Annotated in this window: 7 protein-coding genes and 3 rRNA genes; all 10 read right to left on the bottom strand. The window is 63.3% G+C overall.

Annotated features, from left to right (window positions below):
- Positions 1 to 80: 80 nt before the first annotated feature.
- Positions 81 to 1,844: a DNA repair protein RecN gene (gene recN, locus ACOI2T_RS15580; RefSeq protein WP_409505275.1), complete on the bottom strand. Its 1,764-nt coding sequence runs from the start codon at positions 1,842 to 1,844 to the stop codon at positions 81 to 83.
- Between the two features lie 6 nt (positions 1,845 to 1,850).
- Positions 1,851 to 2,774, bottom strand: coding sequence for an NAD kinase (locus ACOI2T_RS15575; protein ID WP_067859260.1), 924 nt, complete (start codon positions 2,772 to 2,774; stop codon positions 1,851 to 1,853).
- Entirely contained in the window at positions 2,771 to 3,580 is an 810-nt protein-coding gene (locus tag ACOI2T_RS15570) for a TlyA family RNA methyltransferase (RefSeq protein WP_409505274.1), read from the bottom strand. The genes ACOI2T_RS15575 and ACOI2T_RS15570 overlap by 4 nt, the downstream gene beginning before the upstream one ends.
- A gap of 6 nt (positions 3,581 to 3,586) precedes the next feature.
- Positions 3,587 to 3,763: a hypothetical protein gene (locus ACOI2T_RS15565; RefSeq protein ID WP_110775447.1), complete on the bottom strand. Its 177-nt coding sequence runs from the start codon at positions 3,761 to 3,763 to the stop codon at positions 3,587 to 3,589.
- Positions 3,764 to 3,791: 28 nt separating this feature from the next.
- Positions 3,792 to 4,808 carry an HAD-IIA family hydrolase gene (locus ACOI2T_RS15560; RefSeq protein WP_409505273.1) on the bottom strand — a complete coding sequence of 339 codons (1,017 nt, stop codon included), beginning with the start codon at positions 4,806 to 4,808 and terminating at the stop codon, positions 3,792 to 3,794.
- A gap of 1 nt (position 4,809) precedes the next feature.
- Positions 4,810 to 5,679 carry a tetratricopeptide repeat protein gene (locus ACOI2T_RS15555; protein ID WP_409505272.1) on the bottom strand — a complete coding sequence of 290 codons (870 nt, stop codon included), beginning with the start codon at positions 5,677 to 5,679 and terminating at the stop codon, positions 4,810 to 4,812.
- Positions 5,680 to 5,813: 134 nt separating this feature from the next.
- Positions 5,814 to 5,927, bottom strand: a 5S ribosomal RNA gene (rrf, locus tag ACOI2T_RS15550).
- A 137-nt stretch (positions 5,928 to 6,064) separates the two neighbouring features.
- Positions 6,065 to 9,187: ribosomal RNA gene (locus tag ACOI2T_RS15545) — 23S ribosomal RNA — on the bottom strand.
- A gap of 331 nt (positions 9,188 to 9,518) precedes the next feature.
- Positions 9,519 to 11,038: ribosomal RNA gene (locus tag ACOI2T_RS15540) — 16S ribosomal RNA — on the bottom strand.
- The 16S, 23S and 5S rRNA genes sit together here, the layout of an rRNA operon.
- Positions 11,039 to 11,429: 391 nt before the next feature.
- Positions 11,430 to 12,722: a tyrosine--tRNA ligase gene (gene tyrS, locus ACOI2T_RS15535; protein ID WP_198538931.1), complete on the bottom strand. Its 1,293-nt coding sequence runs from the start codon at positions 12,720 to 12,722 to the stop codon at positions 11,430 to 11,432.
- Positions 12,723 to 12,736: the final 14 nt, after the last annotated feature.

Below are 12,736 nucleotides of genomic sequence, written 5' to 3'. Positions count from 1 at the left end.
TCAAGTGGAGGTGGAGGCGCGCCGTAACACCAGCCTCACAAGTTGGCTTTAGTCACACCAGTAACAGGCCTACCTGGCGGTCAGTCGCCGTTGCGCTCCTGCTGCGCGGCGTCCAGTAGTTCCCTGGCGTGTGCCCGGCCACTGTCGGACTCGCCGAGCCCGGCCAGCATGCGCGCGAGTTCGGCCACCCGGTCGTCGTCGTCGATACGGCGCACACCGCTGGACTTGCTGCGCCCGTTGCCGCTGTCGACCACCAGATGGACGTCGGCGTAGGCCGCCACCTGTGGCAGGTGCGTGACGACGATGACCTGATGCGTGCGGGCGAGCCGGGCGAGCCGGCGCCCGATCTGCACCGCGGCGCGCCCGCCGACTCCCGCGTCGACTTCGTCGAACACCATCGTGGTGCCCTCGGCGGACGCCGCGAGCACCACTTCGAGCGCGAGCATCACGCGCGACAGCTCACCGCCGGACGCGCTCTTGGTCAGCGGCAGCACGTCGGCGCCGCGGTGTGCGGTGAAGCCGAACTCCACCGCGTCGACCCCGTCGTGCCCGGCGTGGACGACGCTGCCGTCGGGCAGCTTCACCGGCGCCGAATCATCGGCACGCGCGGGCAGCGGTGCGACCGTGATGCTGAAGATCGCGTTGGCCATCGCCAGGCCGGCCAGCTCAGCGGTCACGGCTTTCGCCAGCCCCTTGGCCGCCTTGCTGCGGGCTTTGGTGAGCTCGGCGGCCGCGGCCACGAGCTGCGTTTCCAGCTCACCCACCTGACGCTCGAGTTCACTCAGGGTCTCCTCTGAGACGTCGAGCGCGGCCAACCGCTCGGCGGCCTCGCGTGACCAGGCGAGCACTCCGTCGATGTCGGCGGCGTACTTGCGGGTCAGTGTGCGCAGCTCGGCCTGCCTGGCCAGTTTGGTTTCCAGAGTGCTGGCGTCGCTTGGTAATTCGGCCAGATAGTCGCCGAGTTCGGCGGTCACATCGGTGATCACCGCCGCCGCTTCGGCCAGCCGCACGCCAAGGGCGCGCAGCGCGGCATCGTCGGTGCCTTCCAGCGCGGCCTTCGCTTGCCCCACCCCGTCGGCCGCCGAGACGGAATCCGGTGACGGATCGTCGAGATCACCCGACAACGCGGTGCGCGCGGTCTGTGCGGCCTCGCGCAGCGCGTCGAGTTCCGAGAGCCGCCGGATGTCGGCGACGATGGCCTCGTCCTCGCCGGGCTGGGGTGCCACCGTGTCGATCTCGTTGATACCGAAGCTGAGCCGGTCGGCTTCCTGTGCCAGCTCACGGGCGCGCAGCCTGCGGTCGGCCAGATCCCGACGAGCCACCAGCCACTGCTCACGGATCTTGCGGTAGCGGGCCAGGGGCTTGTCGACGTCGGCGAACCGGTCGAGCGCCGCCCGCTGCTCGTCGGGTTTCATGAGGCGCAGCTGATCGTTCTGCCCGTGCAGCGTGAGCACCTCGGCGGTGAAACTGCTCAGCGACTTGGCAGGCACGCTGCGCCCGCCCAGGTAGGCGCGCGACGGCCCGGCCCGGCTGACCGAGCGTGCGGCGATGACGCTGCCGTCGTCGTCGCGCTCGGCTCCGGACGAATCGAGGATCTCCTCGACGCGTCCCGCCACGTCGGCGCCCAATTCCGTTGTGCTGAACCGGCCTTCCACCACGGCCCGGTCAGCACCGGAGCGAACCCGCGTCGCGTCGGCACGAGCGCCACCGAGCAGGTGCAGGCCGGTGACGACCATCGTCTTACCGGTGCCGGTCTCGCCGGTCAGCACGGTCAGGCCGCGGTCGAACTCCGCGGTTGCGGCGCTGATCGCGCCGAGAGACTCAATTCGGATTTCAGCGAGCACGTGCGGCTACTGCCCCCGCCATCCGGTGACCGGCAGCCGGAATTTGCGCACCAGTCGATCCGTGAACGGTGCGCTGTCGATGCGCACCCATTTCAGCGGCGTGCCGCAGCGCGTCACCTCCAACCGGCCGCCCGCGGGCACGACCATTTCGCGCCGACCGTCGCAGAACACGAGAGCGTCGTTGCCCCTGGCCTCGATCTCGATGGCGATCGACGCCTCCGGGCTGGTCACCATCGGACGCGCGAACAGGGCGTGAGCGTTGTTGGGCACCACCAGGATTGCCTCCAGATCCGGCCACAGCACCGGCCCGCCCGCCGAGAACGCGTACGCCGTCGATCCCGTCGGTGTCGAGACCAGCACACCGTCGCAGCCGAACGCCGATACCGGTCGCCCGTCGACCTCGACCACCACACCGAGCACGCCGAGGCGTGGGCCCTTCTCGAGGCTGGCCTCGTTGAGCGCCCACCCCTGGTTGACCACCTCGGTGCCGACGCGGACGACCACGTCGAGGGTCATGCGCTCCTCGATGCGGTAGTCACGGTTGATGACATGCTCGAGGACCCGGTCGATGGCCTCCGCCTCGGCCTCGGCGAGGAATCCGATGCGGCCCAGGTTGACGCCGAGCACCGGGATCTCCACGTTGCGGGCGAGTTCCGCGGCGCGCAGGAAGGTTCCGTCGCCGCCGAGCACCAGCACGAGTTCACAGCCCTCGGCCGCCCGTTCATCGGCATCGACGACCTCGATCTCGACCCCGAGCGCACGCATATCGTCGGGCGCCAGGTGCAGTGGCCCGCGGTCGACGGCCTCGGCGGACAGTACGCGCAGCGCAATGTCGTTGTCGCCGAGGACCTTCTCCACGCGGCGCGCGACCTCGGTGGCTTCTTCCCGGCCGGTGTGGACCACCAGCAGGATCATGCGTTCAGCCGTCATTGCGGCCCCTCCTCGACCGCCCGGCGCACAGCCCGCTCGAGCGATTCGCCGTGTAGCGGCGCATCCGTCTCGCGGCGCAGGTGCAGGAAGTACTCAACATTGCCCGATGGCCCCGGAAGTGGGCTGGCCGTCACATCGACAGCATGCCATTGCAGTTCGGCGGCCTTGCGGGCGACCGTGCACACGGCGTCGATCCGCAGTTCCGGATCGGACACCACCCCGCCGGCGCCCACGCGGTCCTTACCGACCTCGAACTGGGGCTTCACCATGGGAACGATATCGGCGTCGGCGGCCGCGCAGGCGGTCAGCGCGGGCAACACCGTGGCCAGGGAGATGAACGACAGGTCAGCCACGATCAGTTGCACCGGCCCGCCGATGGCATCGGCCGTCAATTCCCGGACGTTGGTGCGCTCCTGCACGACCACCCGAGGATCCGAACGCAATGACCACGCGAGCTGCCCGTAGCCGACGTCGACCGCGACCACCTCGGCCGCCCCGCGATCCAGGAGCACTTCGGTGAAGCCGCCGGTGGATGCGCCGGCATCCAAACAGCGGCGTCCTTCGACGCTCAACGCGAACGCGTCGAGCGCGCCGATGAGCTTGTGCGCCCCGCGCGACACCCAACTGCGTTCGTCGCTGTGGGTGACGACGATGTTCGCGTCGACGGCGATGGCCGTCGCGGGCTTCGCCGCGGGCATCCCGTCGATGCGGACGCGTCCGGCGCCGATCAATTCCGCCGCCTGCTGACGCGACCGGGCCAGCCCACGTCTCACCAGCTCGGCATCAACACGAGCGCGCCGCGCCACCAGTGCTCACCCTTTGTCGACCGACTCGAGCGCGTGCACGAGCACCTCGTGTGCCTGCTCAAGCCGGGACACCATCAGATCGATGTCGCCATCGCCGAGTTGGTATCCGTCCGCGGACGTGTCGGGCAGGTCGGCGAGTACCTCGGCGACCTCTGCCCGGAGTTGGTCAGGATCGGTAGTCATAGCGGTATTCACGCTAGCCGATCGTGCGCTAGTCGACTGGCACCGACAGCAACGACCACTGTTGCAGCGCGCGGCGCGCGGTGTCGTCGCCGGCGAGTACCGCGAAGTCCTGGTGGTCGACATCGGCGGCCCACACGGCGTGCGCGGTCGCCCGGAGCACCGACAACGAGTCCGTCGCCTCGGCACCGGTGGCGTACACCGTGACGTCTGCGCCGTCGAGAACGACCCGCCACGCGGGCTGGGGGCCGACTTTCAGGCTCTCCGCCGGCGCGTGCAGACCACGCAGGTCCGGCGCGATGTAGTCAGGACGTTCGGCGACCACCGCATGCAGCGCCTCTGCAGCGGTGCTGACACCGCTGAGCACCATGAGGCTCGGTAGACCCGCGGCGTTCGCGCCGGCGATGTCGGTGTCGAGCCGATCGCCGACCACAAGCGGGGTGTCGAATGTTCCGCGGGCCAGCGCATCGTTCATCAGGGTCGGCTGCGGCTTCCCGGCCACCTGCGGCTCCTGTGCAGTCGCTGCTTTCAGCGCCGCAACCATCGATCCGTTGCCCGGCAGCAGGCCGCGCTCGTTCGGCAGCGTGAGATCGACGTTCGCGGCGACCCACAGGGCTCCGGCCCTGATCGCCAGCGCCGCTTCGGCAAGTTCGGGCCACCCGGTTTGCGGCGAGTGGCCCTGCACCACGGCCACCGGTTCTTCGTCGAACTGCCGAACCGGCCGCAGCCCGACGTTGCTCACCTCATCGGCGAGCGCGTCGGTGCCGACGACGAGAACTTTTGCGCCCGACGGCAATTGAGCGGCCAACAGCCGCGCAGCGCTCTGGGCACTGGTGACGACGTCGTCGGCGTCGGCCCGGAAACCCATCTCCTTGAGATGGTCGGCGACCTGACCGGGAGCGCGCGACGCGTTGTTGGTGACGTACAACACCCGTGCGTCGACCTCGGCCAGGCTGTCGATTGCTCCGGTGACCGGCTCATGGCCGCGGAACACCGTGCCGTCGAGATCGAGCAGCAGGCAATCATGTTGCCGTGCAAGCGTCGTCACGTCAGGACAGCTCCGTGATCCGGTCTTCGGCGTCCGTCACGCCCTCGACGTCGGCGGCCGCCGCGTTGATGAACCACTGCAGCGCCTCGTCGGCCCGATCGAGCGCCAAGAGAGTGTCGGCGTAGGCGTAGAACAGCCGCGCAGCGGTTTGACCGGTGCTGCCCGGATCGAGCTGCGGGGTCGACAGAATGGACAGCGCCTGCTCGAACTGGCCCAGATCCGAACGCGCGCCGGCGGCCACGATGCGCAGCTCGTCGGCGTCGTCGCCGGTGAGTGCGGCGGCTTCCGCACTGCGTGCGAGCTCGATGGCGCGTTCCGGACGGCCGACACCGCGCTCGCAGTCGGCGATCATGGCGAGCAGAGGCGATTTGCTGCCCATCCTGCGGGCCGCGCGCAGCTCGGCGAGGGCCTGCGCCCAGTCGCCACAGTGGTAGGCCGCGATTCCGACGGCTTCCCGGACGGCCGCGAGCCGGCCCGCCCGACTACGCGCCGCACGGGCATGCGCAAGCGCGGCCTCGGGGTCTTCGTCGAGCAGGTTTCCTGCGGCCACGAGGTGCCGGGCGACGTAGTCGGCAGTCGATTTGTCGAGGGTGATCAGTTCCCGCCGGATCTCGGGTGCCAGTTGCTTGGCTTCGACGTCGGCAGGGAGCCGCGGCACGGCATTCTGGTCCTGCTCGTCGCTTCCCTCGGGTTGTGCCGGGCGGGCCCGACCAGGTCCAGATGATCGCGGGGCCGACGACCGCTGGTCGCGCCTGCGGTGATCGTGCGGGCCGCTGCGCTGGCCCCCACCGGACGTCCGGTTGTTGGATGCACGGTTGCTGGAAGCTCGCCGTGGGCGACGTTCACCGCCGCCTTGACTGTCTCCGACCACGTGTGCCTTTCTACCCGCCCCTTCCCGCAAAGGATACTTGCCGGGGGTGAGCTCGGCATAATCGTCTATTCGAATATCAGTTGGAAATAGAGAATCGCCCCCCACATTTCTGTGGGGGGCGATTCTTAATTTGTGTTCGGCGGTGTCCTACTTTTCCACCCGTGTGGGTAGTATCATCGGCGCTGGCAGGCTTAGCTTCCGGGTTCGGGATGGGACCGGGCGTTTCCCTGCCGCTATGGACCGCCGTAACTCTATTCACTCGTTTCTGAGTGCAAATCTATGGTGTGTTTTGGTGGTGGGGTGATCGGTTTGATCATCCGTGGATGTGTGTGGTTGCGAGTGCGTCAGCATTATTTTGGTTTACATGTTTCCCCACGGTGTGGGGTGTTGTAAGTTTTCGGCCGGTTAGTGCCAGTTCCCTGAACTTATTGCTAAGTGTGTAGGTCTGGTCTATCGATCCCGTGGTCTGCGGGGGGCCTTATCCCTCTAAAAGGGTGAGAAGCCTGGTCTTGGAGGGGGTTTCCCGCTTAGATGCTTTCAGCGGTTATCCTGTCCGAACGTGGCTATCCAGCGGTGCTCCTGGTGGAACAACTGGTAGACCAGAGGTTCGTCCGTCCCGGTCCTCTCGTACTAGGGACAGATTTCCTCAAGCTTCTGACGCGCGCGGCGGATAGAGACCGAACTGTCTCACGACGTTCTAAACCCAGCTCGCGTGCCGCTTTAATGGGCGAACAGCCCAACCCTTGGGACCTGCTCCAGCCCCAGGATGCGACGAGCCGACATCGAGGTGCCAAACCATCCCGTCGATATGGACTCTTGGGGAAGATCAGCCTGTTATCCCCGGGGTACCTTTTATCCGTTGAGCGACACCCCTTCCACTCAGAGGTGCCGGATCACTAGTCCCGACTTTCGTCCCTGCTCGACATGTACGTCTCGCAGTCAAGCTCCCTTGTGCACTTACACTCAACACCTGATTGCCGTCCAGGTTGAGGGAACCTTTGGGCGCCTCCGTTACATTTTGGGAGGCAACCGCCCCAGTTAAACTACCCGCCAGGCACTGTCCCTGAACCCGGTTCAGGGTTCGAGGTTAGAGGCCCAATACGATCAGAGTGGTATTTCAACAACGACTCCACAACCACTGGCGTGGCTGCTTCACAGTCTCCCACCTATCCTACACAAACCGTATCGAGCACCAATACCAAGTTGTAGTGAAGGTCCCGGGGTCTTTTCGTCCTGCCGCGCGTAACGAGCATCTTTACTCGTAGTGCAATTTCGCCGAGTCTATGGTTGAGACAGTTGAGAAGTCGTTACGCCATTCGTGCAGGTCGGAACTTACCCGACAAGGAATTTCGCTACCTTAGGATGGTTATAGTTACCACCGCCGTTTACTGGGGCTTAAATTCTCCGCTTCACCCCGAGGGGTTAACGGGTCCTCTTAACCTTCCAGCACCGGGCAGGCGTCAGTCCGTATACCTCGTCTTGCGACTTCGCACGGACCTGTGTTTTTAGTAAACAGTCGCTTCTCACTGGTTTGTGCCACCCACTCACGCTCACCACCGCAAGGATGGATCACGCCATGTGGGTCCCCCTTCTCCCGAAGTTACGGGGGCATTTTGCCGAGTTCCTTAACCATAGTTCACTCGTACGCCTTAGTATTCTCTACCTGACCACCTGTGTTGGTTTGGGGTACGGGCCGTGTATGTCCTCGCTAGAGGCTTTTCTCGGCAGCATAGGATCACCGAATTCGCCTCACTCGGCTATGCATCACCTCTCAGGATATGTGAAACCCGGATTTGCCTAGGTTTCTCCCTACAGGCTTGCCCCAGTATTACCACTGACTGGTACGGCTACCTTCCTGCGTCACCCCATCGCTTGACTACTACCAACCGGGGTCCCACGCAGCCGGCAACCCTCCGCTCCCGAAGGAGTGGATGGGCCACCATTTGGGTGGTTAGCACGATTGATTCATCAGGGACGCACATACACGGGTACGGGAATATCAACCCGTTGTCCATCGACTACGCCTGTCGGCCTCGCCTTAGGTCCCGACTCACCCTGGGCGGACTGGCCTGGCCCAGGAACCCTTGGTCTTTCGGCGGGCAAGGTTCTCACTTGCCTAATCGCTACTCATGCCTGCATTCTCACTCCCACACCCTCCACAACTAGATCACTCTGCTGCTTCACCGGATGCAGGACGCTCCCCTACCCAACGATAAATCGTTGCCGCGGCTTCGGCGGTGTGCTTGAGCCCCGCTACATTATCGGCGCACAATCACTTGACCAGTGAGCTATTACGCACTCTTTCAAGGGTGGCTGCTTCTAAGCCAACCTCCTGGTTGTCTTCGCGACTGCACATCCTTTTCCACTTAGCACACGCTTAGGGGCCTTAGCCGGCGATCTGGGCTGTTTCCCTCTCGACGCACGGAGCTTATCCCCCGCCGTCTCACTGCCACACTCTTGGACTTGTCGGCATTCGGAGTTTGGCTGACGTCAGTAACCCTGTGGGGCCCATCGGCCATCCAGTAGCTCTACCTCCAACAAGAAACATGCGACGCTGCACCTAAATGCATTTCGGGGAGAACCAGCTATCACGGAGTTTGATTGGCCTTTCACCCCTACCCACAGCTCATCCCCTCAGTCTTCAACCTAAGTGGGTTCGGGCCTCCACACGGTCTTACCCGCGCTTCACCCTGGCCATGGGTAGATCACTCCGCTTCGGGTCCAGAACACACCACTACACCACACACTCCTGTGTGGATACGCCCTATTCAGACTCGCTTTCGCTGCGGCTACCCCACCCGGGTTAACCTCGCGACATGTCCCTGACTCGCAGGCTCATTCTTCAAAAGGCACGCCATCACCCCACGCAAAAACGAAGGCTCTGACGGATTGTAAGCGCACGGTTTCAGGTACTCTTTCACTCCCCTCCCGGGGTACTTTTCACCATTCCCTCACGGTACTAATCCGCTATCGGTCACTGAGAAGTATTCAGGCTTACCGGGTGGTCCCGGCAGATTCACAGCAGATTCCACGGGCCCGCTGCTACTCGGGAACACCGTCCAAGGCAGATGTCAGGTTTTCACGTACCGGGCTCTCACCGTCTACGGCAGGCCATCCCAAGCCACTTCCGCTAACCACAACATTTTCTCACTGCCCTCCAGCCAGGTAGAACCGGACAGACGAATCCCACAACCCCGCACACACAACCCCTACCCGGTATCACATGCATACGGTTTAGCCATCCTCCGCTTTCGCTCGCCACTACTCACGGAATCACAATTGTTTTCTCTTCCTACGGGTACTGAGATGTTTCACTTCCCCGCGTTCCCCCCCACTACCTATGTATTCAGTAGCGGGTGACACGACATCACTCGTGCCGGGTTTCCCCATTCGGACATCCTCGGATCCACGCTCGGTTGACAGCTCCCCGAGGCATATCGCAGCCTCCCACGTCCTTCATCGGCTCCCAGTGCCAAGGCATCCACCATGCGCCCTTAAACACTTACAACACAAAACCAAAAAATGAGTCAAAAAGAAATTGCACATCCACACACAACAACGCGACACCCACCCGAAGGCCGATGCCACACCCTTGCGTGCCAGATGCTCGCAACCACTATCCACAAATCAAACACCACACCCCACCACCAAAGCAGGGCAACAACACACCCCCTGCCCCCAACGGGACAGGACCGCGGGCCTGTTGTCTCAAAGCCCAATAGTGTGCCTGGCAGTTTTCAAACGTTTGTTGTGCACCAAACCCCGGTCACTACAACCCGACGGGTTCCTCACGGCTAGGTGAAACCTTGTGTTCCAACCTTTTTCGTGGTGCTCCTTAGAAAGGAGGTGATCCAGCCGCACCTTCCGGTACGGCTACCTTGTTACGACTTCGTCCCAATCGCCGATCCCACCTTCGACGGCTCCCTCCCACAAGGGGTTAGGCCACCGGCTTCGGGTGTTACCGACTTTCATGACGTGACGGGCGGTGTGTACAAGGCCCGGGAACGTATTCACCGCAGCGTTGCTGATCTGCGATTACTAGCGACTCCGACTTCACGGGGTCGAGTTGCAGACCCCGATCCGAACTGAGACCGGCTTTGAAAGGATTCGCTCCACCTCACGGCATCGCAGCCCTTTGTACCGGCCATTGTAGCATGTGTGAAGCCCTGGACATAAGGGGCATGATGACTTGACGTCATCCCCACCTTCCTCCGAGTTGACCCCGGCAGTCTCTCACGAGTCCCCACCATCACGTGCTGGCAACATGAGACAAGGGTTGCGCTCGTTGCGGGACTTAACCCAACATCTCACGACACGAGCTGACGACAGCCATGCACCACCTGCACACAGGCCACAAGGGAACCGACATCTCTGCCGGCGTCCTGTGCATGTCAAACCCAGGTAAGGTTCTTCGCGTTGCATCGAATTAATCCACATGCTCCGCCGCTTGTGCGGGCCCCCGTCAATTCCTTTGAGTTTTAGCCTTGCGGCCGTACTCCCCAGGCGGGGTACTTAATGCGTTAGCTACGGCACGGATCCCAAGGAAGGAAACCCACACCTAGTACCCACCGTTTACGGCGTGGACTACCAGGGTATCTAATCCTGTTCGCTCCCCACGCTTTCGCTCCTCAGCGTCAGTTACTGCCCAGAGACCCGCCTTCGCCACCGGTGTTCCTCCTGATATCTGCGCATTCCACCGCTACACCAGGAATTCCAGTCTCCCCTGCAGTACTCCAGTCTGCCCGTATCGCCCGCACGCCCACAGTTAAGCTGTGAGTTTTCACGAACAACGCGACAAACCACCTACGAGCTCTTTACGCCCAGTAATTCCGGACAACGCTCGGACCCTACGTATTACCGCGGCTGCTGGCACGTAGTTGGCCGGTCCTTCTTCTGCACATACCGTCACTTGCGCTTCGTCTGTGCTGAAAGAGGTTTACAACCCGAAGGCCGTCATCCCTCACGCGGCGTCGCTGCATCAGGCTTGCGCCCATTGTGCAATATTCCCCACTGCTGCCTCCCGTAGGAGTCTGGGCCGTATCTCAGTCCCAGTGTGGCCGGTCACCCTCTCAGGCCGGCTACCCGTCGTCGCCTTGGTAGGCCATCACCCCACCAACAAGCTGATAGGCCGCGGGCCCATCCCACACCGCAAAAGCTTTCCACCACAATCCATGCAGACCGTGGTCCTATCCGGTATTAGACCCAGTTTCCCAGGCTTATCCCAAAGTGCAGGGCAGATCACCCACGTGTTACTCACCCGTTCGCCACTCGAGCACCCCGAAGGGCCTTTCCGTTCGACTTGCATGTGTTAAGCACGCCGCCAGCGTTCGTCCTGAGCCAGGATCAAACTCTCCAAACAAAAACAACCCAACCAAACAAGGCCAGGTGGAATTCGAATCAGAAAAATCCGATCACAAACAACAGACACCAAAACTGGCATCCAAAAACAACCACGCCCTAAACGGGAAAAAGAACGTGGCCAAAAACAACAAACAAAAACCACCAAACACACTATTGAGTTCTCAAACAACACGCCCGAGCTGACCGCGCAGAAATCCCGCGGCTAAAAGCCGCGTCAGCTCCTGCGGACAGTGAGGAACCCCCACCTTAGTGGGTGACTCTCTCGGACTTTGTCTTCGCTTCCCGGCTGGGCCGTGTCGCTCTGACCTGGAATAAGTTACGTCAGGGCTAACTCCGAGTCAAATCGCCTGGTAGATCTGGCGTTTGGCCTGGTCAGCGCGGTCGGGCGATCAGCCGTTGGCGCTCATCCGCTCGACGCCGGCAATGTTGCGCTTGCCACGTCGCAACACGAGCCAGCGCTCATGCAGAAAGTCCGACGCCTGTGGTATCCACTCGTCGCTTTCGATCCGCTCATTGTTTACGTAAACGCCACCCTCGGCGACCGTGCGCCGGGCCGCGCCTTTACTCGCGGACAGCCCGGTCGCGACAAGAAGGTCGGTGATCGCGTCCGGACTTCCCGGCCGCAATTCCGCGACCTCGCCATTGCCGGCCTCGCGCAGGGCCGCGGCGAGCGTCGATTCGTCGAGGTCGACGAGATCGCCGCGGCCGAACAACGCCTGACTCGCGTACTCGACGGACTTCGTCGCGTCTTCGCCGTGCACGAGCGTGGTGAGCTCGCGGGCCAACCGCCGCTGCGCGGCGCGCTCATGCGCACGGGTGTGCGTCGCTTCGGCGAGTTCGGCCAGCTCCTCACTCGACAGGAAGGTGAACCAGCGCAGATAGCCGAGCACATCGGCGTCGGCCGTGTTCACGAAGTACTGGTACCAGGCATACGGGCTGGTCATCTCGGGATCCAGCCACAGGTTGCCGCCGCCCGTGGACTTGCCGAACTTCTTGCCCTCCGAGTCGGTCACGAGTGGCGTCGTCATGGCATGGACCGTGGCGCCGACCTTCTGCCGCACCAAGCGGGCACCCGCGACGATGTTGCCCCACTGATCGGAACCGCCGATCTGCAGTGCGCAGCCATACCGTTGATGCAGTTCGACGTAGTCGTTGGCCTGCAACAGCATGTAGCTGAACTCGGTGTAGGAGATGCCGTCGCCTTCGAGCCGGCGCCGCACCGTGTCGCGGTCGAGCATGACGTTGACCGAGAAGTACTTGCCGATATCGCGCAGGAATTCGATCGCGGAGAGCTCGCCGGTCCAGTTGAGGTTGTTCTCGACGATGGCACCGGTAGGCGAATCGTCGAACTCGACGAAGCGTTCGAGCTGGCCGCGGATGCGCGAGGCCCAGTCGGCGACCGTGTCCGCGGTGTTCAGCGTCCGCTCGCCGGTGTCGCGCGGGTCTCCGATCATCCCGGTGGCCCCGCCGGCGAGCACGATCGGCCGGTGGCCGGCCTGCTGGAAGCGCCGCAATGTGAGTAGCGGTACGAGATGACCCGCATGCAGGCTCGGCGCGGTGGGGTCGAAACCCGAGTAGACGGTCATGGGCCCCTTGGCGAGATCGCTCGCCAGCACGTCCCGGTCAGTCGACTGCGCGATCAGTCCGCGCCAGTCCAACTCGTCGAGGATTCCGGTTGCCATGGGGACGATCATGC

Source organism: Mycolicibacterium wolinskyi str. Jessa 2025, from assembly GCF_049241375.1.
GTDB lineage: Bacteria > Actinomycetota > Actinomycetes > Mycobacteriales > Mycobacteriaceae > Mycobacterium > Mycobacterium wolinskyi.
The sequence above is the reverse complement of the archived record's forward strand: the minus strand, read 5'-3'. Positions and strand labels throughout refer to the sequence as shown.